This window comes from Pseudomonas sp. N40(2020), assembly GCF_014472415.1.
Lineage (GTDB): Bacteria > Pseudomonadota > Gammaproteobacteria > Pseudomonadales > Pseudomonadaceae > Aquipseudomonas.
This window is the reverse complement of sequence record NZ_JACSZV010000025.1, coordinates 25,133-50,090: the sequence shown is the minus strand read 5'-3', so window position 1 is coordinate 50,090 and position 24,958 is coordinate 25,133. Positions and strand designations below refer to the sequence as shown.

Below are 24,958 nucleotides of genomic sequence, written 5' to 3'. Positions count from 1 at the left end.
TTACTCCTTGTCCTTGAGTACGTCCGGAAGGTACGCCCGGTGGAAACCGTTGTACGACTCGCTGTGCGTCGCCTTGTGCAACGGCCATGCCCGACTGCCGAGACTGGCGGCGCCGTCGATTTTCAGCGTGCTGCCACTGATGAATGCCGCTGCCGGGCTGAGCAGAAACACAATCGCCGCGCTGACTTCCGACTCGGTGCCGATGCGTTTGAGCGGCACATGTTCGCGCAGGGTCGGGATCACCGCTTTGAACGCGCCTTCGTAGGTGTCCATGCCGCTGGACGCAATCCAGCCCGGCGCAACCGCGTTGACTCGCACCCCGGCATAACCCCACTCGAACGCTGCGGTCTTGGTGAAGTTGTCCATGCCCGACCGTGCCGCGCCGGAATGGCCCATGCCGGGCATACCGCCCCACATGTCGGCGAGCATGTTGACGATGTTGCCGCCGTGCTTGCTCATCGACTGGTTGAACACTTCCCGCGCCATCAGGAAACCGCCGACCAGATTGGTGCGCAGCACGGTTTCGAAACCTTTCTGATTGATAGAAGCCAGCGGCGACGGGTATTGGCCACCGGCGTTGTTGACCAGTCCGTGGATCGGCCCATGTTCTGAGATCAACTCGGTGACCAGCAGTTTGACGGCTTCTTCATCGCGGATATCGCATGCTTTCCAGTGCGCGCGACCACCGTCTTCGGCGATCTCGGCAGCAACCTTTTGCAGCTTTTCCGGCTTGCGCCCGACCAGCAGCACATTGGCGCCGAGGGCTGCGAGCTCATGGGCGGTGCAGCGACCGATGCCGCTGCCGCCACCGGTGACGATGATGGTTTGGCCGCTGAACAGATCGGCTGTGAAAATCGACGCGTAAGCCATGCAAACAATCCTCTAGTCGAACTGCTCGGCGATGCTCTGTGGCACCGGGATCTGGATTTCCAACAGTTGCTGGGCGAAGGCTTTGCCTTGCGGATCGATGCGCAGACTGGCCACGCCACCGCCGCCGAGGGCGTTTTCCAGGAGAAAATTCAGGCTGTGGGTGCCGGGCAAATACCAGCGTTCGACCCGACCGTGAATCGGGTCGAGGACATGGCTCATCCAGTCGACGATGACCGCCGGGGTCAACGCTTCGGCGATCCACGGCAGGTATTCGGGCCGGCGTGGCAGGATGCCAATGTTGCTGTGGTTGCCCTTGTCACCGGAACGCGCCACGGCCAGTTTCACCAGCGCAACACTGGCGTCGGCGCGGCCTTGAGGTTTGGGGGGGTGATCGGCGATTGGCAGATCATGGCTGTCGAGTGCGGTCAGTGAGGGCAGGGCGCATGGATGTTTTTCACCGGCCATTTCGACGTGCAGCGCGCAGGCACTTTTGTCGATCAGGAACGAAAACAGCCGGATCACCGGATAGACCGTCGGCCGTCCGCCGACGATGCCGGTCAGCCCCGGGGCCATGCCGGTCGCGGCCTGGGCGATTTCCCGGGAGAACACAATCAGCGCCTGTTTGTGCGGATGGCGCACCGCAATTTTTATCACCACTTCGCGGCTGTCGCGCCGCTGGCCGTGGGGGCCGTAAGTGGCTTCGCTGCCCAGAAGTTCAATGTTGGTTTCGCTATAAGGTGCCCAGCCTCGTTGACTGAACATCTCGGCGGTCTTGTCGATGATCGCTTGGCTGACGCGTTGTGCTTTTTCCACCGCGTCGATGCCGGCGATCAGGCAACTGGCGGTGCAGCGGAAGCCGTCCGGCCAGGTGGCGCTGACTTTGTATTTGTCGCTGGGAGGCAGGCCTTTGGCGCCGTGCACATGCACTGCGTTTTTACCTTGTTGCTGAAGTTTGACCTGACTGAAATCGCAGACCACATCGGGCAACAGATAGGCCTGCGGATCACCGATTTCATAAAGCATCTGCTCGCCAACGGTCAGCGGCGTGACCAGTCCGCCGGAGCCTTCGGGTTTGCTGACGATGAATTGGCTGTCGGCGCTGACTTCTATGATCGGGAAACCGATGTGCTCGTAATCCGGCACGTCGCGCCAGTCGGTGAAGTTGCCGCCGGTGCATTGCGCGCCGCATTCGATGATGTGTCCGGCCAGCGCGGCCTGGGCGAGTTTGTCGTAGTCGTGCCACGACCAGCCGAATTCATGCACCAGCGCTGCGCTGACCACGGCGCTGTCGACTACCCGGCCGGTAATGACGATATCGGCGCCCAGTCGCAGGGCTTCGACGATGCCAGGGGCACCGAGGTAGGCGTTGGTCGATACGCACATCGGTGGCAGAGGGGCGCCGGTGAACATTTCGCTGATGCCGGTGAGTTGTTTGAATTGCGGTTGCAAGTCATCGCCCAGCAGGACGGCGATTTTCAGTTCGACGCCGGCCTTGTCGCACGCCGCTCGCAGCGCAGTAGCGCAAGCCTGAGGGTTGACCCCGCCAGCATTGCTGATGACGCGGATTTTCTGCTCGACCAACTGTGGCAGCAGCGGCGTCAGCACGTCGACGAAGTCACCGGCGAACCCGGCCTGCGGGTCTTTCATGCGTGCGCCGGCCATGATCGACATGGTGATCTCGGCCAGGTAATCGAACACCAGGTAATCCAGGCATCCTCCCGCCACAAGCTGCGCGGCGGCGGTTGACGTGTCACCCCAGAAGGCACTGGCGCATCCGATGCGAACGGTTGTGGGCATTTTTGTCTCCGACTCAGGAACCTGCGACAGAAGTGTCTGGAGGCTACCAAGCAAGCGCTTGGTTTGTAAACAACTGAAACTATCTTCTACCCAAGCGCTTGCTTGGTCGCCGTCGGCGGCTTAAATTGCGCGCAACCCTGCGGTTTCAGGGGGCAACAGACTGATCGACTGTAGGAGAGAACGGGTGGACGAGCAAAAAGCCCTGAGGGTCATGCGCGAACTGGTCGACGACGGCCAGTTGACCGACCCGGACAGCGCCCGTGGCAAATTGCTGCAAGTGGCGGCTCACCTGTTCCGCAACAAAGGCTATGAGCGCACCACCGTGCGCGATCTGGCCGGCGCGGTGGGCATTCAGTCGGGGAGCATTTTTCATCACTTCAAAAGCAAGGATGAAATCCTGCGCGCGGTGATGGAAGAAACCATCCGTTACAACACTGCCTTGATGCGCGCAGCGCTCGCCGACGCCAGCAATGTCCGCGAGCGGGTGTTGGCGCTGATTCGCTGCGAATTGCAGTCGATCATGGGCGGCAGCGGCGAAGCCATGGCGGTGCTGGTCTACGAATGGCGCTCGTTGTCCGAAGAGGGCCAGGCCAAAGTTCTCGCGTTGCGCGATGTTTATGAAGACATCTGGCTGCAAGTGCTGGGCGAGGCCAAGGACGCCGGATTTATTCGCGGCGACGTCTTTATTACCCGACGTTTCCTCACTGGTGCACTGTCCTGGACCACCACCTGGTTCCGTGCCGGCGGCAGTTTGAGCCTGGATCAGTTGGCCGATGAGGCGCTGATTCTGGTTCTTGAAGAACGTTGAAGCACTTTCTATCGGGTCGGGAAACTGGCTAACTGGGCGAAACCGCCTAGCTTGAATGCATTGATCGGTACTTTTTCGGGGAGTGGGGTGTTTTGAAGTCTTCGCCAATTCGGACGGCCGCGGGGTTTTTGCTCGCAGCGCTGGCTGCAATATGGGTAATGCCCACACAGGCAGCGCAATTGGTGCGGGTGGGCGCGGCGCATTTTCCGCCCTACACCGTTCGCCCGGAAAACGGTGCCGACACCGGTCTCTTGCCACAATTGGTCGAGGCGTTGAATCGCCTGCAAAGCGACTATCAGTTCGTTCTGGTACCGACTTCGATTCCCCGGCGTTTCGGTGATTTCAAGCAGGGCCGGATCGATATGGCGATCTTCGAAAACCCGGAGTGGGGCTGGAAGGAGATTCCCCACACCGACGTCGACATGGGGCTGGAGGACGCCGAAATTTTCGTCGCACAACGGGAAGAGGGGCGCAAGGAGAGCTATTTTGCCGATCTCACCGGCAAGCGTCTGGCCCTGTTCAGTGGCTATCACTACGAGTTCGCCAACTTCAATGCTGATCCAAAATTCCTTGCCCAGAACTTCAAGGCCACACTGACCTATTCCCACGACAGCAACCTGTTGATGGTGCTGCGCGGGCGCGCGGATATCGCGCTGGTGACCCGCTCCTATCTGAGTGATTACCTGCTGCGCAACGAAAAGGTGCGCGATGAGTTGCTGGTGTCGCAGCGCATCGATCAGGTCTACCACCACTACGCAATTCTTCGTCCAACCGCACCAATAACCGGTGATGCGTTCGGCAAACTGCTGAAAGGTTTGCGCGACAACGGTGAGATGCTGAAAATCTTCGATCCGTACCGGATTGCGGTAGTGCCGGTGCCCCATCACTGAAGCACTGATTGCTGCCCAAGCCTAAATTTCTCCGCTCGGCTCACGTCCCATCGTTGAACTGTCGACGATTATCGTGAGCCCGACCCATGTCCAATCTGAATGACCTGACTGCCCTGGCCTTGCCTTCGGGCAGCCAATTGGTAGCCGATGCAACCGAAAGCCGTCTGAGCCTGAGCCTGGATGGGCAACCATTGATTCGCCTGCGACTGGATCGTGAGGCCAAAGGGCCGATCCAGATCGATGAGCGTTTTGCCCTGCCGCCTGGCCAGGCGCTGTGGGCTGCCTGTTACTGGCTGTTTGCGCGGGACCCGGAGTGCCAGCAATTGACCTGGCAACTCGATCAGCCACCGACCGAGGCCTTGCTCAGCGGTTTGTTGGTAAACACCGATGTGCCCGGTGAATACCGCTGCGAGCGCACGCTGTTCTGGCAACTGCCGCAATCTTGGCTCGGCGCGTCGCTCACTGGCAGCTATCCGCAGCAGATGGTCATCAGCGCTGGCAAGCGCCATCCGTTGCGACCATTGAAGCCGCGCGGTGAGGTTTACCGGCGTTTTGATGCACGCCTGGGAGCGTGGATTTCCCTGCGTACGGTAGAGATCGAAGAGGATCTGCCGCGTTTCAATCGCTGGCAGAACAGTCCGCGGGTGGCCAGTTTCTGGCAGGAAGAGGGCAGCATTGAAAAGCATCGCGAGTACCTGAGCAAACTCGACGCCGATCCGCATTCGCTGACCTTGATCGGCTGTTTCGATGATCAGCCGTTTGCCTATTTCGAAGCCTATTGGGCCAAGGAAGATCGCATCGCACCGTTCTACGAAGCCGACAACTACGACCGTGGCATTCACATGCTGGTAGGGGAGGAGGATCACCGCGGTCCGCACAAAGTAGCGAGTTGGTTATCGGCGCTGGTGCACTACCTGTTTCTGGATGACCCGCGCACGCAGCGCGTGGTTGCCGAGCCGCGTGCCGACAACGCGAAGATGATCGGCCACATGCAGAATCAGTGCTTCCATTGCGAGAAAGAGTTCGACTTCCCGCACAAGCGCGCGGCGCTGATGATCCTGGGGCGTGAGCGGTTTTTTGATCGCTGCAAGTTGGCTTGAAGCAAAAGATCGCAGCCTTCGGCAACTCCTGCACGGGTATCGCGTTAACCCTGTAGGAGCTGCCGAAGGCTGCTATCTTTTTTGTGCGGACAACTCGGTCTCAGCGACGACCCACAGCCACCGCATCCCGACGACTGCCCGACACCTTGCGGCAGTGCACCAGAGCATCACGAATCATGAAGTTGACCAGGGTCGGCGAGACGCCGAGTTCCTTGGCGATGTCCTTTTGCGGCACGCCGTGCAGGCGGTACATCTCGAATGCATAGCGAGTGCGGCTGGGCAGCTCGGTCAGCGCATCGGCAATGTTTTCCAGGGTCGAGAAGTTGATGTGCGAGGTTTCCGGCGAAGCACCTTGAATGACCACGTTCAGCCCTTCCTCTTCAGGGCCGGAATACTTCTGCTCCAGCGCCTGTTTGCGGTAGTGATCGATGGCGAGGTTGCGCACGATCTGGAACAGATAACTCAGTTGCGCCTTGATCGACGACGTGATCGGTGGTGCTGATTGCAGTCGGAAAAACGCATCCTGCACGACATCCTCGGCACGCGAGCGGCAGCCAGTAATGCGCGCTGCAATTTTGACCAGAATCAGTCGGTTGTCGACAAAAGCCTGGAGTAGCGGTGAATCGCACCTGCTTGTGGATACTTGTTCCGTCATGGAAATCACCTTGCTGCCAATTGGTTCGTGGGACGCCGGGGAGGGGGGGGGGCGCCCTACACATCGAGCGACAAATTATGTTGAATGATAATGATTGTCAAATGAGAAAGAGAAGTAATGCTCTGAATTAATGCGATCTGAGAACTGCGACACGCCGCCGCACCCCGGCCCCATTGACGATCCAGCCTGCCGACTAATTATTTCAAGACGTCATCCGTTCTCATTGGTGAATGGTTCCGGATAAAGAGTCCCGGCCAGACAGCATTCCCATGCCTTGCGCGGTCGGCGTAGACCGCGTCCTGCATGCCCTCGAAGGGCGTGACGCAGCAACCCGATTCCACTAGCAAGCCGAATTCAGGCAGGAAACCTCATGACCGACGCGTTCGAACTCCCCAGCACCCTGGTCCAAGCCCTCAAGCGCCGCGCGGCCCTGACGCCGGATCGACTGGCCTTGCGTTTTCTCGCTGAAAACGAAGAGCAGGCTGTGGTGCTCAGCTATCGCGAACTGGATCAGCGCGCGCGCACCATTGCTGCCGCGTTGCAGGCCGAGGCCGAATTTGGTGATCGCGCGGTGCTGTTGTTTCCCAGCGGTCCGGATTACGTCGCGGCATTCTTCGGTTGTCTGTATGCGGGCGTGATCGCGGTGCCGGCCTATCCGCCGGAGTCCGCCCGCCGTCATCACCAGGAGCGTCTGCAGTCGATCATCGTCGACGCCGAACCGCGCCTGCTGCTGACCAGCGCCGACCTGCGTGAAGCGCTGCAACAGATCGAAGGTGCGCCGCCGCTGTTGTGCGTCGATACCCTCGACAGCGCATTGGCTGATCGTTGGGTCGAACCCGATCTGCCGGCAGACCACATCGCCTTTCTGCAATACACCTCTGGCTCTACTGCATTGCCCAAAGGCGTGCAGGTCAGCCATGGCAACCTGGTCGCCAACGAGTTGCTGATCCGTCACGGTTTCGGCATCGATGTGAACCCGGACGACGTCATCGTCAGTTGGCTGCCGCTTTACCACGACATGGGTTTGATCGGCGGATTACTGCAACCGATCTTCAGTGGCGTACCGTGCATCCTGATGTCGCCGGCATACTTTCTTGGCCGGCCATTGCGCTGGCTCGAAGCGATCAGCCAATACGGCGGCACCATCAGCGGCGGGCCGGATTTCGCCTACCGTTTGTGCAGCGAGCGAGTCAGCGAATCGGCGCTGGAGCGTCTCGACCTGAGCCGCTGGCGCGTCGCGTATTCCGGCTCTGAGCCGATCCGTCTCGACACCCTTGAGCGCTTCGCCGAGAAGTTCGTGACCTGCGGTTTCAGCGAAGACAGTTTCATGGCCTCCTACGGTCTGGCCGAAGCGACGCTGTTCGTTGCCGGCACCCCGCGTGGCACCGGTATTCCCGCGCTGCGCGTGGATGATCAGGCGCTGGCGCAAAACCGCGCCGAGCCTGGCGATGGCAGCCCGATCATGAGTTGCGGCATCAGCCAGCCAGAGCACGCGGTGCTGATCGTCGAGCCAACCAGTCTGCAAGAACTCGTCGACAACGCCGTTGGCGAAGTCTGGGCTGCCGGGCCGAGCATCGCTCATGGTTACTGGCGCAACCCCGAGGCCAGTGCCAAGACCTTCGTCCAGCACGTCGGCCGCACCTGGCTACGCACGGGCGACCTGGGCTTCATCCGCGAGGGTGAGTTGTTCATCACCGGTCGTTTGAAAGACATGCTGATCATGCGCGGGCACAACCTGTATCCGCAGGACATCGAGAAGACTGTCGAAAACGAAGTGGAGGTGGTGCGCAAGGGCCGGGTTGCGGCGTTCGCGGTCAATCAGGATGGCGAAGAGGGCATCGGCATTGCCGCGGAAATCAGCCGCAGCGTGCAAAAAATCCTGCCGCCGGACGCATTGATCAAAGCCATCCGCCAAGCGGTGGCCGAGGCATATCAAGAAGCTCCGAGGGTGGTGGTGCTGCTCAATCCAGGTGCGCTGCCCAAGACTTCCAGCGGCAAACTGCAACGTTCGGCCTGCCGCAATCGTCTGGCTGACGGTAGCCTCGACAGCTACGCAGTGTTCCCGTCGACCACTTCCGAAACCCGGGATGCGATGGCATCAGCCTCTGAACTGGAAACCCTGATCGGCAAAATCTGGGCCGAACAGCTGAACGTCAAACAGCTCAACGCCGACGATCACTTCTTCCTGCTCGGCGGCAACTCGATCGCCGCCACGCAAGTGATCGCCCGCGTCCGCGAAGAGCTGGGTCTTGAACTGAATCTGCGCCTGCTCTTCGAAGCCCCGACCCTGTCCGCGTTCGCCGCTGCGGTGGCGCAACAGCAACAGGACGGCGGCAGCGCCCAGGGCGAAATCTCCGTCCTGTCGCGCAGTGAGCCGATGCCTCAATCGCTGGCACAAAACCGTCTGTGGATCACTTGGCAGCTCGATCCGCAAAGCAGCGCCTACAACATTCCCGGCGGCCTGCGCTTGCGCGGTGAACTGGACGAAGACGCTTTGCACGCCAGTTTCCAGCAACTGATCGACCGCCACGAATCCCTGCGTACACGCTTCTTCGAACGCGACGGTGTGGCGCTGCAACAGGTCGACGCGACAGCTGAATTCAATCTGCAACTGATCGACATCAGCGACCTGCCAGCCCATGAGCGTGAGGCCCGAGCCCAGCAGATCCGTGAGGACGAAGCGAGTACCCAGTTCGATCTGGAAAAAGGCCCACTGCTGTGGGTGACGCTGATCCGCCTCGACGATGAAGATCACCAACTGCTGGTGACGCTGCATCACATCATCGCTGACGGCTGGTCGCTGAACGTGTTGATCGATGAGTTCTCGCGTCTTTACGCCTGCGCTTCCCAAGGGCAACGTGCCGAACTCGCACCGTTGCCAACTCAATACGCCGACTACGGCAGCTGGCAGCGCCAATGGCTGGCGCAAGGCGAGGGCGAGCGGCAACTGGCGTATTGGAAAGCGCAATTGGGGGATGAGCATCCGACGCTGGAACTGGCCACCGATCATCCGCGTTCCGCCTTGCAGGTTCACAGCGCGGCACGACACAGCGTGCGATTGGGCGTCAGCCTCAGCGAAGCGATCCGACAGACTGCCCAAGCGAACGATGCCACGCCGTTCATGCTCTTGCTATCGGCGTTCCAGAGCCTGCTGCATCGCTACAGTGGGCAGCGTGATATCCGCATCGGTGTGCCCAATGCCAACCGTCCGCGCCTGGAAACCCAAGGCCTGATCGGCTTCTTCATCAACACCCAAGTGCTGCGCGCTGACGTCGATTCGCGGCTGTCCTTTATCGAGTTGCTGGCGCAAACCCGTCAGGCTGCACTCGGGGCACAAGCGAATCAGGATCTGCCATTCGAACAACTGCTCGAAGCTTTCCCGCAGGCCCGCGAACAAGGTCTGTTCCAAGTCATGTTCAACCATCAGCAGCGCGACCTGAGTGCGCTCAAGCGCCTGCCGGGCCTGCTCGCCGAAGAATTGCCGTGGCACAGCCGCGAGGCCAAGTTCGATCTGCAACTGCACAGCGAGGAAGACCGTAACGGTCGCCTGACGCTGTCCTTCGACTACGCCAACGAACTGTTCGATGCGCAGACGATCGAGCGTCTGGCCGAACACTTCAGCAATCTGTTGCGCGACGTCTGCGAGCGTCCACAGCAGGCCATTGGCGATCTGCAACTGCTGACCGCCACTGAATACGATCAACAAAAAGACTGGGGCATCGCCCCGTGCGTCCCGGCACAACAATGGCTGCCGGAGCTGCTCAATGAACAAGTGCGCCTGACCCCGGAACGCACTGCGCTGGTCTGGGACGGTGGCAGCCTCGATTTCGCCGAACTGCATGCTCAAGCCAACCGCCTGGCGCATTACCTGCGCGACAAAGGCGTCGGCCCGGATGTCTGCGTGGCCATCGCTGCCGAGCGTTCGCCGCAGCTGCTGATTGGCCTGCTGGCAATCATCAAGGCCGGCGGCGCCTACGTGCCGCTGGACCCTGATTATCCGGCTGATCGCCTGGCCTACATGCTCAGCGACAGCGGCGTCGAACTGCTGTTGACCCAGACCGAATTGCTTGACCGCTTGCCGGCCAGCGAAGGCGTCAGCGTTATCGCCATGGACGCGTTGCACCTGGAAAACTGGCCGAGCCAGGCACCGGTTTTGCGCCTGCACGGCGACAACCTCGCCTATGTGATTTACACCTCCGGCTCCACTGGCCAGCCGAAAGGCGTCGGCAACACGCACGCGGCACTGACCGAACGTCTGCAATGGATGCAGAACACCTATCGCCTCAACGAAACCGACGTGCTGATGCAGAAAGCGCCGATCAGTTTCGACGTGTCGGTGTGGGAATGCTTCTGGCCGCTGATCACCGGTGCACGTCTGCTGATTGCCGGCCCGGGCGAACACCGTGATCCGCATCGCATTGCTCAGCTTGTTCAGCAATACGGCGTGACCACGCTGCATTTTGTGCCGCCGCTGCTTTCGTTATTCGTCGACGAGCCGCTCAGCGCTGAATGCACCAGCCTGCGCCGTGTCTTCTCTGGCGGCGAAGCCTTGCCGGCGGAGTTGCGTAACCGCGTACTGGCGCAACTGCCAGCGGTGCAACTGCACAACCGATATGGCCCGACCGAAACCGCGATCAACGTCACTCACTGGCATTGCACAACGGCCGATGGCGAACGCTCGCCGATTGGCCGACCGCTGGGCAACGTGGTGTGCCGCATTCTCGACGCCGACCTCAATCCCATGCCGGCCGGCGTACCCGGTGAGCTGTGCATCAGCGGCATCGGCCTGGCCCGTGGTTACCTCGGCCGCCCGGCGCTGACTGCCGAACGTTTCGTTGTCGATCCATTGGGTGAGCAGGGCGCGCGTCTGTACCGTACCGGCGACCGTGTACGCTGGACAACCGACGGCGTCATCGAATACCTCGGTCGTCTCGATCAACAGGTCAAGCTGCGCGGCTTTCGTGTCGAACCGGAAGAAATCGAAGCGCGTTTGCTCGCTCAAAACGGCGTCGCCCAAGCCGTGGTGCTGGTGCGCGAAACCGCCGCTGGCGCACAACTGATCGGCTACTTCACCGCCACCGACGCCAGCGAAGATCAGGACGCGCAGATCACTCGCCTGAAAACCGCTCTGGCCGCTGAACTGCCGGAATACATGGTCCCGGCGCAACTGATGCGCCTTGACGAAATGCCCCTCAGCCCGAGCGGCAAACTCGACCGTCGTGCCTTGCCTGAGCCGCAATGGCAAGTGCGCGAACACGTCGAGCCGGTCACTGAACTTGAGCAACAGATCGCCGCGATCTGGCGTGAAGTGCTGGGTCTGGCGCAAGTCGGCCTGCGTGACGACTTCTTTGCCCTCGGCGGTCACTCGCTGCTGGCCACGCAAATCATCTCCCGTAGCCGTCAGGCCTGCGACGTCGAGTTGCCGTTACGGGCGCTGTTTGAACACAGCGAACTCGGTGATTTCGCTGAACAGATCCGTCTGATCCAGGCCAGCGGCCGCACCAACAAACAGCCGCCAATTGAAAAAGTCGACCGCAGCCAACCGGTACCGTTGTCCTATTCGCAACAGCGCATGTGGTTCCTCTGGCAGATGGAACCGGACAGCCCGGCGTACAACGTCGGCGGCATGGCGCGCCTGCGCGGCGTATTGCATGTCGAGCGTTTCGAGGCAGCGTTGCAAGCGCTGATCCTGCGTCACGAAACCCTGCGCACCACGTTCCCGAGCGTCGATGGTGTTGCTCGTCAGCGCGTGCATGCCGAGACCGGCGTGCGCATGGACTGGAAGGATTTTTCGAAACTCGCGGCTGATGTCCGTGAGCAAAACGTCCAGCAACTGGCTGACGAGGAAGCGCACCAGCCGTTCGATCTGGAAACCGGTCCGCTGCTGCGTGCCTGTCTGGTCAAGACCGCCGAGCAAGAGCATTACTTTGTCCTGACCCTGCACCACATCGTCACCGAAGGCTGGGCGATGGACATCTTTGCCCGCGAACTCAGCGCGCTGTACGAAGCCTTTGTCGATGACCGTGATTCGCCGCTGGAGCCGCTGCCGGTGCAGTACCTCGACTACAGCGTCTGGCAGCGTAACTGGCTGGAGTCCGGCGAACGTCAGCGTCAGCTCGACTACTGGACCGCGCAACTGGGGCGCGAACATCCGCTGCTGGAACTGCCGGGCGACCGTCCGCGTCCGCCGGTGCAAAGCCATCAGGGTGAACTGTTCCGTTTCGACCTGAGCGACGACCTCGCCGCCCGCGTCCGTGCCTTCAATGCGCAAAACGGTCTGACCCTGTTCATGACCATGACCGCCGCGCTCGCCACGCTGCTTTACCGCTACAGCGGCCAGAACGATCTGCGTATCGGCGCGCCGGTGGCCAACCGCATCCGCCCGGAAAGCGAAGGGCTGATCGGTGCGTTCCTCAACACCCAGGTGTTGCGCTGCCAACTCGACGGCCAGATGTCGGTCGGCGAGTTGTTCGAGCAGGTTCGTCACACCGTGATCGAAGGCCAGTCCCATCAGGATCTGCCGTTCGATCATCTGGTCGAGGCTTTGCAGCCACCGCGCAGCGCGGCTTACAACCCGCTGTTCCAGGTGATGTGCAATGTGCAGCGCTGGGAGTTCCAGCAGAGCCGCATGCTCGCCGGTATGACTGTCGAGTACCTGGCCAACGATGCGCGGGCGACCAAGTTCGACCTCAACCTGGAAGTCACCGACCTCGACCATCGCCTCGGGTGCTGCCTGACGTACAGCACCGATCTGTTCGACGAACCGACCATCGCGCACATGGCCAAGCATTGGCGCAATTTGCTGGAAGCGCTGATCGCCGATCCGCAGCAATGCCTTAGCGAACTGCCGTTGCTCGACAAACCTGAGCAGCAGCACCTGCTCGACAGCCTTGGCATCGAGCCGGGTGAGCATCGTCTCGATCAGTGCATCCATCACCTGTTCGCCGAGCAGGCCCTGGTGCGCAAAGACGCGCCGGCCCTGACCTTCGCCGGCCAGACCCTGAGCTACGCCGAACTCGACGCCCGCGCCAATCGCCTGGCCTGGGCGCTACGTGAGCGTGGGGTTGGGCCGCAAGTGCGGGTCGGTCTGGCGCTGGAGCGTTCGCTGGAAATGGTCATCGGCCTGCTGGCGATACTCAAGGCCGGCGGCGCCTACGTTCCGCTTGACCCGGAATACCCGCTCGACCGTCTGCACTACATGATCGAAGACAGCCGCATCGGTCTGCTGCTCAGCGACCGTGCGATGTTCAAAGCGCTTGGCGATTTGCCGCCGAGTGTGGCGCGCTGGAGCCTGGAAGATGACAGCGCGGCACTGGCGGATTACCCGGCCACGGAGCTGCCCTTTATCAGCCTGCCGCAGCATCAGGCCTACCTGATTTACACCTCGGGCTCGACCGGAAAGCCGAAAGGTGTGGTGGTCTCCCACGGTGAAATCGCCATGCACTGCCAAGCCGTGATCGAACGCTTCGGCATGCGCCCGGACGACTGCGAGCTGCACTTCTATTCGATCAACTTCGATGCCGCCACCGAGCGTCTGCTGGTGCCGCTGCTGAGTGGCGCGCAAGTTGTGCTGCGTGCGCAAGGTCAGTGGGACGCCGAAGAAATCTGCGGGCTGATTCGCACCCATCGCATCAACGTGCTGGGTTTCACCCCGAGCTACGGCAGCCAGTTGGCGCAACTCCTGGCGACGCAAAACGAAGTCCTCCCGGTGCGGATGATCATCACCGGCGGCGAAGCATTGACCGGCGAACACCTGCAACGGATTCGCGCAGCGTTCAAACCGAGCCTGTTCTTCAACGCCTACGGCCCGACCGAAACCGTGGTCATGCCACTGGCCAGTCTGGCCCCGGATGTGCTGGAGGAGGGCGCCGGCAGTGTGCCGATCGGCAGCGTGATCGGTGCGCGTGTTGCGTACATCCTCGACGCCGATCTGGCACTGGTGCCGCAAGGTGCGACCGGCGAACTGTTCGTCGGCGGCGCCGGTCTGGCGCAGGCTTACCATGATCGTCCGGGCATCACTGCCGAGCGTTTTGTCGCTGATCCGTTTGCCGTCGATGGCGGTCGCATGTACCGCACCGGCGATCTGGTGCGCCAGCGCGCCGACGGTCTGGTCGAGTACCTGGGCCGGATCGACCATCAGGTGAAAATCCGTGGCTTCCGTATTGAGTTGGGCGAAATCGAAACCCGCCTGCTCGATCACGATTCGATCCGCGAAGCGGTGGTGCTGGCAGTGGATGCGCCGAGCGGCAAGCAACTGGTTGGCTACCTCGTCACCGAGATCGCAGAGCAAAGCGAACCCAAACAGGCCGAATTGCGCGAAGCCCTCAAGTCGCACCTCAAGACGCAGTTGCCGGATTACATGGTGCCGACGCACCTGATCCTGCTGGCTAGCATGCCGCTGACCGCCAACGGCAAACTCGACCGCCGCGCCTTGCCGGCGCCGGACCCGGAGCTCAATCGTCAGGATTATGTGGCACCGAGCAACGAGCTCGAACAAACCCTGGCGCAGATCTGGTGCGAAGTACTCAACGTCGAGCAGGTCGGGCTCAACGACAACTTCTTCGAACTGGGCGGCGACTCGATTCTGTCGATTCAAGTGGTCAGCCGCGCGCGCCAGCAGGGCATTCATTTCAGCCCGCGTGACCTGTTCCAGCATCAGACCGTGCAGACTCTCGCCGCTGTGGCGAGTCGGAGCGAGCAGGTGACGGCCGAGCAAGGTTTGGTCGCCGGTGAATCACGTCTGACGCCGATTCAGCACTGGTTCTTTGATAGCGATATTCCTCAGCGTCAACACTGGAACCAGGCGTTGCTGCTGGAGCCGACCGTTACGCTGGAACCGCACCGTCTGGAGCAGGCGCTGCTGGCAGTGATCGAGCAGCATGACGCCTTGCGTCTGCGCTTCACCGAGGCCAACGGCGCGTGGCAAGCGACGCACCAACCGGTGTCCGATGCGCCTGTGCTGTGGCAAGTGCGAGTGTCCTCGATGGACAAGTGTGAGGCATTGTTCGCCGATGCCCAGCGCAGTCTCGATCTGGAAAACGGCCCGCTTCTGCGCGCCTTGCTGGTCGATGGCCCGGAGGGTCACCAACGCCTGTTCATCGCTATCCATCACTTGGTGGTCGACGGTGTGTCGTGGCGCGTTTTGCTCGACGATCTGCAAACCGTGTATCGCCAACTCGACTCCGGTCAGTCGGTAAAACTGCCGGCCAAAACCAGCGCCTTCAAGGATTGGGCGGCACGCTTGCAGGCTTACGCCGGCAGCGAATCCCTGCGTGAAGAACTCAACTGGTGGCAAACCCAACTGGCGGGCCCGAACGCTGATTTGCCTTGCGAAAATCCACAGGGCGGCCAGCAGAATCGCCACGCTCAAACGGTCAGCGTGCGTCTGGATGCAGAACACACCAAACAAATGCTGCAACAGGCGCCAAGCGCTTATCGCACCCAGGTCAACGATCTGTTGCTGACCGCCCTGGCCCGCGTGATGTGCCGCTGGAGCGGTCAAGAGTCGGCGCTGATTCAACTCGAAGGTCACGGTCGCGAAACCCTGTTCGACGACATCGACCTGACCCGCACCGTTGGCTGGTTCACCAGCGCGTATCCGCTGCGCCTGACCCCACACGACATCGAAGAGGCCGCCGGGCAGGGCGCTTCGATCAAGGCGATCAAGGAGCAACTGCGCGCGGTGCCGCATAAAGGTCTGGGTTATGGCGTGCTGCGTTATCTGGCCGATGATTTCAGCCAGCGCAGCATGTCGGCGCTGCCGAACGCACCGATCACCTTCAACTACCTCGGCCAGTTCGACCAGAGCTTCGGCAGCGATGCGCTGTTCCGTCCGCTGGATGGGCCGGTCGGCGCGGCCCACGATCCGCAGGCACCGTTGCCGAACGAGTTGAGCGTCGACAGTCAGGTTTATGGCGGTGAATTGCTGCTGCGCTGGACCTTCAGCGCCGAGCGTTACGACGCGCAGAACATCAATGATCTGGCCGACGCCTACCTCGCCGAACTGCAAAGTCTGATCAGCCATTGCCTGCAAGACGAGGCCGGTGGCCTGACGCCTTCGGATTTCCCGCTGGCCAGACTGACCCAGGCGCAACTCGATGCCTTGCCAGTGCCGGCCACGCACATCGAAGACGTTTATCCGCTGACGCCGATGCAGGAGGGCATGCTGCTGCACACCTTGCTCGAACCGGGCACCGGTCTGTACTACATGCAGGATCGCTACCGCATCAACAGCGAACTTGATCCCGAGCGTTTCGCTCAGGCGTGGCAAGCGGTGATCGCCCGTCATGAGGCACTGCGTGCATCGTTCTGCTGGAACGTCGGCGAAGACATGCTGCAAGTGATTCACACCCCGGGCCGCACGCCGATCGAGTACCTCGACTGGAGCGCGATCAGCGATGCCGATCAAGAGCCAAAGCTGCAAGCACTGCTGAAAAGCGAGCGTGAGGCCGGGTTCGATCTGCTCAATCAGGCACCTTTCCACCTGCGCCTGATCAAGGTCGGGGCGGCGCGCTACTGGTTCATGATGAGCAACCACCACATCCTCATCGATGCCTGGTGCCGTTCATTGCTGATGAATGACTTCTTCGAAATCTACACCGCCCTTGGTGAAGGTCGCGAAGCCCAGTTGAGCGTGCCGCCGCGTTACCGCGATTACATCGGCTGGCTGCAACGCCAGAGCCTGGCCGAGGCGCGCCAATGGTGGCAGCAGAACCTGCGAGGTTTCGAACGCACCACGCCGATCCCGAGCGACCGTCCGTTCCTGCGTGAACATGCCGGCGAAAGCGGCGGGATGGTCGTCGGCGACCGCCACACCCGACTCAACGTCGAGGACGGTGCCCGTCTGCGCGAGCTGGCCCAGGCCCATCAACTGACCATCAACACCTTCGCCCAAGCGGCGTGGGCACTGGTGCTGCGGCGCATGAGCGGTGATCGCGACGTGCTGTTCGGTGTAACCGTGGCCGGGCGTCCGGTGGAAATGCCCGAGATGCAACGCACTGTCGGCCTGTTCATCAACAGCATTGCGCTGCGGGTGCAGATCCCGGCGGACGATCAGCGCGCCAGTGTGCGTCAGTGGTTGAGCGGTTTGCTCGACAGCAACATGCAGCTGCGCGAGTACGAATACCTGCCGCTGGTGAGCATTCAGGAACAGAGCGAACTGCCGAAAGGCCAGCCGCTGTTCGACAGTCTGTTTGTGTTCGAAAACGCTCCGGTGGAAGTTTCCGTGCTGGACCGCGCGCAAAGCCTCAACGCGACTTCGGACTCGGGCCGCACCCACACCAACTTCCCGTTGACGGCGGTGTGCTACCCGGGCGATGACCTCGGCCTGCATCTGTCGTATGACCAGCGTTACTTCGACGAGTTGACGATCGAGCGGATGCTCGGTGAATTCAAGCGTCTGCTGCTGGCGCTGGTCGATGGTTTCCATGGCGACATGGCCGACCTGCCGTTGCTCGGCGCTGAGGAACAGGACTTCCTGCTTCACGGTTGCAACCAGAGCGCCCATGTCTATCCGCTGGAGCAGAGCTATGTTTCGCTGTTCGAAGCGCAGGTCGCGCAGCATCCACAGCGGATTGCTGCCAGTTGCCTCGATCAGCAATTGAGTTTCGAGGCGCTGAACCACAACGCCAACCGTCTCGGTCATGCACTGGCTGCGGCCGGGGTGCAGATGGATCAACCGGTGGCGTTGCTGGCCGAACGTAACCTTGATCTGTTGGGCATGATCATCGGCAGCTTCAAGGCGGGTGCCGGTTACCTGCCACTGGACCCCGGCCTGCCGAGTCAGCGCCTGCAACGGATCATCGAGCTGAGCCGCACGCCAGTGCTGGTGTGCAGCGAGGTGTGCCGCGCGCAAGCGCAGACTTTGCTGGATGAATTCAGCTGCGCCAATCGCCCACGTCTGCTGGTCTGGGAAGAGGTGCAAGCAGCCGCGACATCCTTGGTAAACCCAGGTATCCACAGTGGCCCGGACAATCTGGCCTATGTGATCTATACCTCGGGTTCCACCGGCTTGCCGAAAGGTGTGATGGTCGAGCAGCGCGGCATGCTTAATAACCAGTTGAGCAAGCGTCCTTATCTTGATTTGAGCGACGCCGACGTGATTGCGCAAACCGCGTCGCAAAGTTTCGATATTTCGGTCTGGCAATTCCTCGCCGCGCCGCTGTTTGGTGCGCGGGTCGACATCGTGCCGAACACCATCGCCCACGATCCGCAAGGTTTGCTGGTGCATGTGCAGGAACAGGGCATCACCGTGCTGGAGAGCGTGCCTTCGCTGATTCAAGGCATGCTCGCCTCGGATCGCCTGAGCCTCGACGGCCTGCGCTGGATGCTGCCTACCGGTGAAGCGATGCCGCCGGAGTTGGCGCATCAGTGGCTGTTGCGTTACCCGCAGATCGGCCTGGTCAACGCTTATGGCCCGGCGGAATGTTCCGATGACGTGGCGTTCTTCCGCGTCGACCTGGCCTCGACTCGCGGCAGTTACTTGCCGATCGGTACACCGACCGACAACAACTTGCTGTACCTGCTTGATGGCGCGCTGGAACTGGTGCCGTTGGGTGCGGTGGGTGAGTTGTGTGTGGCGGGCACCGGCGTCGGTCGCGGGTATGTCAGCGATCCGCTGCGTACTGCACCAGTATTTGTGCCGAACCCGTTCGGCGCGCCGGGCGAGCGTCTGTATCGCACGGGTGACCTGGCGCGACGTCGTAGCGATGGCGTGCTGGAATATGTTGGCCGGGTCGATCATCAAGTGAAGATCCGCGGCTACCGCATCGAGCTGGGTGAAATCGAAGCGCGTCTGCACGAACAGCCGGAAGTCCGTGATGCGGCGGTTGGCGTGCAGGAAGGTGTAAACGGCAAGCACTTGGTCGGGTATCTGGTTGCTGCGGGTTCGGCGGTCAATCCGAGTGAACGTCTGGAGCGAATCAAACAGCGTCTGCGTGCCGAGCTACCGGAATACATGGTGCCGCTGCACTGGTTGTGGCTGGAGCAACTGCCGCTCAACGCCAACGGCAAACTCGATCGCAAAGCCTTGCCGGCGCTGGAGATCGGCCAGTTGCAGAGCCAGGATTACCTGGCCCCGCGTAACGAACTGGAGCAGACCCTGGCGGATATCTGGGCCGAAGTGCTGAAGGTCGAGCAGGTCGGCGTGCGCGACAACTTTTTCGAACTGGGCGGCCATTCGTTGCTGGCGACGCAGATTGCTTCGCGGGTGCAGAAAACCCTGAAACGCGACGTACCGCTGCGGGCGATGTTCGAATGCAGCACGGTGGCGGAACTGGCCGAGTACATCGATGGGCTGGCGGCGAGTGATATCACCGAGGAGAAGGTGGATCGCTTGAATGACCTGATGGCGGAGCTGGAGGGCTTTTGATTTTATAGCGCCTGAACCGGCCTCTTCGCGAGCAGGCTCGCTCCCACATGGGGTTTGTGTCGATCGCAGATCCCCAGTGGGAGCGAGCCTGCTCGCGAATGGAGGCGCTACATTCGCGTACATTTCCAGGGTTGACGATCCAGAACCGGCAGCTCAGTCTGCCGGTTCTCTTTTTTCCCGCGCAGGTGAATCGATGCCTTTTTTCACGGTGGACGGACAAGCCCTTCATTACATTGACCAAGGCACCGGCCCGGCAGTGCTGCTGGCCGGCAGTTACTTGTGGGATCAAGCCATGTGGGCGCCGCAAATCGCTGCGCTGGCGCCGCACTATCGGGTGATTGCGCTGGATCTGTGGGGCCATGGCGAGTCCGGGCGATTGCCGCAAGGCACCACATCTCTGGACGACATCGCCCGTCAGGCGCAGGCCTTGCTCGATCATCTGGATATCGATCAGGTGACTTTGGTGGGATTGTCTGTCGGCGGCATGTGGGGCGTGCGTCTGGCACTGTCGGCACCGCAGCGGCTCAATGGTCTGGTGTTGATGGACACCTATGTTGGTGTTGAACCCGAGCCCACCCGTCAGTACTACTTCTCGTTGTTCAAACAGATCGAAGAAACCGGCGAAATCTCGGAGCAATTGCTCGATATCGTCGTGCCGATTTTCTTCCGGCCGGGGATCGATCCACAGTCGGCGCTTTACCAGGACTTCCGCGCAAAACTGGCGGCGTATTCAGCCGATCGCCTGCGCGAGAGCATCGTGCCAATGGGCCGCATCACCTTTGGTCGCGATGATCTGTTGTCGCGTCTGGGCGAGCTGAATGCGGAGACCACGCTGGTGCTGTGCGGCGATCAGGACAAGCCACGGCCGCCGTCGGAAGCCAAGGAAATGGCAGAGCTGATCGGCTGCCCGTGGGGGCTGGTACCGGAGGCGGGGCATATCTCCAATCTGGAGAATCCAGAGTTTGTGAATGAGGCATTGCTGAAGTTTTTGGCTGAGCGCGATTAAAAAGATCGCAGCGTGCCGCAGCTCCTACAGCGGATCGTATTCTTCTGTAGGCTGCGGTGCGCTGCGATCTTTTGATTTTGCTTACTTCGGCCCGAGAATCTTCGCCAGTTTGTCCGGCGTCGGCGCGCCTTGCTGCTGTTGCAGCTCGCCCTTGTCGTCCATGTAGAAAATCGCCGGAGTGGCCTGCAACTCCAGGTCTTCCATCAACTGCATGTTCGCCGCCAGTTTGGTCTGCACTGCCGCCGGAATGTCTTTCAATGCCTTGAGTGAACTGCCCTTGCCGGCCTTTTCGTGATCTTCCAGGGCTTTACTCGGATCCTTGGCCGCCAGCAGCGCGGCGGACTTGCCCGGGCTGTCTTCGCGGATGATGCCGACCATGATGTGGCGCAACTGCACCTTGCCGGCCTTGACCCAAGGTCGGGCCTGTTCCCAGAACATGTTGCAATACGGGCAATTCGGATCGCTGAACAGGTACACCGTGCGCGGCGCATCCTTGTTGCCGTCCTGAATCCAGTTGCTCGCCTCGAACTTGGCCCAGACTTCCTTGGCCAGCGGCGCGTAGACCAGTTTTTGCAACGGTTCACTGCTCAAGTCCTTGCCATCGGCGTCGTACAGATTGCCCAGCAGCACGTGTTTGCCATCCGGGGTCAGGTACAGCGCCATGCCGCGGTTCTGGTACTGCGCCGCGTAACCGCGCAAGCCATCGGGGGCATCGAACTGGCCGACGATTTTTGCGCCTTTGGCTTCGATCTGTTTGATCGCCGCAGGCAATTCTTCAGCGGCCTGAACCGACGGCAGTTGCAGCAGGGCAGTGCCCAGAGTCAGCGTCAGCAGGTGGCGGAGGCGGGGCATGGCAGTTTCCTTGAAGAGGTGGACGGTGCGGCGGTCGGATTTGGGGTATCGAAGTTTTCCAGGGCGCGAGCCAGGCTGGCGTTCGACAACTCGCCCAGATGACTGGCCAACAATCGACCATCGGGGTTATAGAACAGGGTAGTCGGCAATGCCATTGAACCCACGGCCTGGCCCAGTCGGCCGCCGCGATCGAACAACACGTTGTTGAGGCTCAGGCCTTGAGTTTCGAGAAATGTCGCCACGCTTTGCATGCTTTCGGCCTGATTGACGAACAGGAACGTCAGGTCCGGGCGTTGCTGCTGGGCATTTTCCAGCACCGGCATTTCGCGCCGGCACGGTGGACACCAGGTCGCCCACAGGTTGATCACCAGCGGGCCGCCCTTATAGTCGCTGAGTTTGATGGTTTCCCCGGCAGCGTTACGCAGGGTGATGTCCGGCAGTCGGGTGCCTTGTTCGTAGATGTTGAGCGACAGCGTCGCCAACAGCCAGAACGCTACACCGCTGGCGACGCCAAAGCCCAAAGGCCGACGCAGGCCCGGACGCCGCCAGCCGCGATACAGCGCGGCGAGCAGCAGGACGATCACCCCCGGCCAAGCGAGGAAACCGCCATCGCGCAGATCGACGATCTGCCACGGATCGTTGCGGTAGTGCGACCAATACAAAGCCACAAAGGCAATGCGCGCTGCCAGCATGCCGAGCAGAAAAAGACTGAACAGCGCCGACTCGGGATTATCGCCACCGCGTTTGGCCACTCGCCAACCGACGAAGGTTGCCAGTGCCAAGGCACTGATCAGCAGCAGGTGGTTAAGCGCGATGGCAAAGGTGCCGAGGGTGAAAGTCAGCATTAATTGGCGTCTCGGGTGGTGGTCCAGCGTTGCAGGAACGTATCGGCATCGACTTCGCCGGTGATGCGCTGGCTGCGGCGCTCTTCGCCATCGGCGCCGATCCACACGAAACTCGGTGGCCCGGGCACTTTATAACGGCTGAGCAATTCGCGACTGGCGGCGTTGTCGGCGGTGACATCCAGTCGAAGCAGACGTACATCGCTCAGCGCCTGCATCACCTTGTCCTTGCCGAACACCTGCTTTTCCATGACTTTGCACGATACGCACCAGTCGGCGTAGTAATCGAGCAGCACCCACTGGCCCTGAGCCTTGGCGGTATCGAGTTCGCGTTGCAGTGCCGCCGGATCCTTGATCGTGGTGAACGCGTCATGGCCACTCGGCGCAGCGCTGACGGCACGGCCGCCACTGTAAACCTGCAATGGCTGGTACGGATCATCGCTGCCGCCTGCCGCACCTATTACCAGCAAACCGCCCCATAACCCGAGCAGTAATCCAGTAGCACCAAACAGTTGGGCGACACGGCCAAAGCCATCGGACTGTTTCCAGGCGCAATAAGCAGCGATCAACAGCAGGGCACCACACAGACCGAGCCACAACGATGGATCCAGCACCGGGCGCAACATCAACAATGCCGTCGCGAGGAACAGGAAGCCGAAGATGCCCTTGAGCAGATTCATCCACGCGCCCGGTTTGGGCAGGAAGCGATTGCCGACCGTCACCAGCAGCAACAGCGGCACACCAATGCCGATGCCCAGCGAGAACAAAATCAAGCCACCGTGCAGTGCGTTGCCGGTCTGCGCGATATACAACAACACACCCGCCAGCGGCGCGGTCATGCACGGGCCGACCAGCAGACCGGACAAGGCACCGAGCGTTCCGGCGCCGATCAGGCTGCCGCCGCTGCGACTTCTCGAGGCGTGTTCGAGACGATCACGCAGGGCCACCGGCAATTGCAGTTCAAAGAAACCGAACATTGGCAAGGCCAGCACCACGAAGATCGCGGCAAACGTGCCGAGCAGCCACGGATTCTGTAACCACGCCTGCAAGTTCGCACCGAGTAGCGCAGCAATCACGCCCATCGCGGCATACACCAGCGCCATGCAAATCACATAACTGCCGGCCAGGGCAAAACCGCGTCGCGGGGTGGCGCCACTGCCGACCACCATGCCGGCCAGAATCGGCAGCATTGGCAACGAGCATGGCGCGAATGCCAGCAGCAAGCCGAAACCGAAAAACGCCAGTAAGCTCCAGCCCAGCGCGTGTTCTTGAAGGCCGCTGGCGAGGGCTTGATCCGGTGCCTGATCGCTCGTTGTCGTTGTCGGCGCTTTACCGCCCAGATCAATGACCCGGGTTTGCGGCGGATAACAAAGGCCCGCATCGGCACAGCCCTGATAACTGACTTTGATCTGCCCGGTGGCCGCGGCCGGGATCTTCACTTCCAGCCCTTGGCGATAGACCGGTTGTTCACCGAAGAACTCGTCGCTGTGGGATTCGCCTTCGGGCAGTGTTGGCTGCTGCTCGGCGGTCAGGCCGTCGAACTTCAGACGTTTCTGGTACAGGTAATAGCCGTCGGTGATCTGCCAGAAGAGCTGGGTTTCACCCGATTCCAGGCGTTCGGAGGTGAGTACAAACGCTTTGTCGACCGGCAAAAACTCCGGTTTTGTCTCGAAAGGATTGTTCCCGGCCTGGGCCAGGCCCGAGATCAGAAGCGCAAACAGTAGAAAAATATGACGCATGGAGAAGCCTTGTCCCTGTGCAATTGAGGTGCAGAATGGGCGGCGGCGATTAACCGATAATTAACCGTATCCTACAAGGCTCTCCATGATTGGCCAATCAGCCGCGCAGCAACCCCGGCCAGTTCGACTCATTAATGGTGTGTGGGCCGCTGATCAGTCTGTCTGTCTGAATGTTGTAAGTAAGGTACTGGTTGTTGGTGAGAAAGATGTACCAATAACTGTCTGCGAAAGTTCGATCATTTTGTGCGGCCGTGATCATTCGATCTTTGAACGGGATCAGCGCGCCCAGACGATGTTGACCCAAAGCGTTGTGGGTCAGTGTTTTTGCTTTGTAATTGAACGTCAGATAGTGCCCGTCGTTGAGTATGAACCTGAACAGAAAAGGGTGGCCCGTTATCGCTGCCCATGTGCCGGCGATGATCTTGTCAAAGTACGGAACAATCGGTTTCCACAGCGTATCGGCGACCTTGTAAATGCCGGTGACCCTATCTTCATCCTGGTTGTATTTGCACACGGCTGGTATGTCGCCGTAGTAAAAGAACAGCCAGGCGATGTCTTCGTCGCTCCCGGCGTTGAAACCCAGTGAGGTCGAGGTAAATCCGAAACGCAGATTCTGGGCATGCGGATCAAATGCGTCCCAGCGCCCCATGATTGGACGTGGATAGCCATCAGCTACTGTATTGTCGCCAATGTTGAATCGGGAGTAAGTATCGGTGTTTTTGAAGAAGAAATAGATTCTATCGGGGCCGGAGCGCCAGTCAACGGCCACGAAGTTTTCCAGTTTAGTCATGTTTGTTAATTCCTTTTAACGGGTTGTCTTAATACACAGTCAGGTTATCCGGCCAGATTAATTATCAGTAGTGCTTAAGTGTGGGATTTCATTTCTCGGGACTTATTGAAGTGCCTGCAGTGCGCAATTAAGGAATGTGTTTCGCCGGGTGCAGGCCTGCTCAATTCTGCGAGCGGCTTCCCGTCACTACCGAGGATGGCCATAATTGCCGCTTAATCCTCACCTGCTTCACTCGCGTTT

The 24,958-nt window shown here is 60.6% G+C and carries 12 protein-coding genes; 5 read left to right on the top strand and 7 right to left on the bottom strand.

The window, feature by feature from the left end; all coding sequences use genetic code 11:
• The gene (locus IAI51_RS17055; protein WP_187679540.1) at positions 1-870 is read right to left on the bottom strand and encodes an SDR family oxidoreductase; all 870 of its coding nucleotides are present in this window, start codon (positions 868-870) and stop codon (positions 1-3) included.
• Positions 871-882: 12 nt separating this feature from the next.
• Positions 883-2,667, bottom strand: coding sequence for an acyclic terpene utilization AtuA family protein (locus tag IAI51_RS17050; protein WP_187679539.1), 1,785 nt, complete (start codon positions 2,665-2,667; stop codon positions 883-885).
• Between the two features lie 184 nt (positions 2,668-2,851).
• On the opposite strand from IAI51_RS17050, the gene IAI51_RS17045 reads away from it, so the two are divergent.
• The 3 genes from IAI51_RS17045 (at position 2,852) to IAI51_RS17035 (ending at position 5,465) form a co-directional block, all read left to right on the top strand.
• Positions 2,852-3,475 (top strand): TetR/AcrR family transcriptional regulator, encoded by a 624-nt coding sequence (locus tag IAI51_RS17045; protein WP_187679538.1) that lies wholly within the window; start codon positions 2,852-2,854, stop codon positions 3,473-3,475.
• A 92-nt stretch (positions 3,476-3,567) separates the two neighbouring features.
• A complete protein-coding gene (locus tag IAI51_RS17040; protein WP_187679537.1) occupies positions 3,568-4,365 on the top strand; it encodes a substrate-binding periplasmic protein in 798 nt (265 codons plus the stop codon).
• An 86-nt stretch (positions 4,366-4,451) separates the two neighbouring features.
• Positions 4,452-5,465: a GNAT family N-acetyltransferase gene (locus IAI51_RS17035; RefSeq protein WP_187679536.1), complete on the top strand. Its 1,014-nt coding sequence runs from the start codon at positions 4,452-4,454 to the stop codon at positions 5,463-5,465.
• Between the two features lie 100 nt (positions 5,466-5,565).
• On the opposite strand, the gene IAI51_RS17030 is transcribed toward IAI51_RS17035, so the two are convergent.
• The gene (locus IAI51_RS17030) at positions 5,566-6,120 is read right to left on the bottom strand and encodes an RNA polymerase factor sigma-70 (RefSeq protein WP_064120208.1); all 555 of its coding nucleotides are present in this window, start codon (positions 6,118-6,120) and stop codon (positions 5,566-5,568) included.
• Positions 6,121-6,490: 370 nt separating this feature from the next.
• On the opposite strand from IAI51_RS17030, the gene IAI51_RS17025 reads away from it, so the two are divergent.
• Both IAI51_RS17025 and IAI51_RS17020 read left to right on the top strand, forming a co-directional pair.
• Entirely contained in the window at positions 6,491-19,489 is a 12,999-nt protein-coding gene (locus IAI51_RS17025) for a non-ribosomal peptide synthetase (RefSeq protein ID WP_187679535.1), read from the top strand.
• Positions 19,490-19,682: 193 nt separating this feature from the next.
• Positions 19,683-20,495: an alpha/beta fold hydrolase gene (locus tag IAI51_RS17020; protein ID WP_187679534.1), complete on the top strand. Its 813-nt coding sequence runs from the start codon at positions 19,683-19,685 to the stop codon at positions 20,493-20,495.
• Positions 20,496-20,576: 81 nt separating this feature from the next.
• Here the strand turns inward: IAI51_RS17020 and dsbG are convergent, their stop codons facing one another.
• The 4 genes from dsbG to IAI51_RS17000 all read right to left on the bottom strand — a co-directional run bounded on the left by dsbG (position 20,577) and on the right by IAI51_RS17000 (position 24,718).
• Entirely contained in the window at positions 20,577-21,347 is a 771-nt protein-coding gene (gene dsbG, locus IAI51_RS17015; protein ID WP_187679533.1) for a thiol:disulfide interchange protein DsbG, read from the bottom strand.
• Positions 21,323-22,192, bottom strand: a complete 870-nt coding sequence (locus tag IAI51_RS17010; RefSeq protein WP_187679532.1) for a TlpA disulfide reductase family protein — start codon at positions 22,190-22,192, stop codon at positions 21,323-21,325. The genes dsbG and IAI51_RS17010 overlap by 25 nt, the downstream gene beginning before the upstream one ends.
• The gene (dsbD, locus tag IAI51_RS17005) at positions 22,192-23,928 is read right to left on the bottom strand and encodes a protein-disulfide reductase DsbD (RefSeq protein ID WP_187679531.1); all 1,737 of its coding nucleotides are present in this window, start codon (positions 23,926-23,928) and stop codon (positions 22,192-22,194) included. The genes IAI51_RS17010 and dsbD overlap by 1 nt, the downstream gene beginning before the upstream one ends.
• 97 nt (positions 23,929-24,025) lie before the next feature.
• Positions 24,026-24,718, bottom strand: coding sequence for a hypothetical protein (locus IAI51_RS17000; protein ID WP_187679530.1), 693 nt, complete (start codon positions 24,716-24,718; stop codon positions 24,026-24,028).
• Positions 24,719-24,958 lie beyond the last annotated feature (240 nt).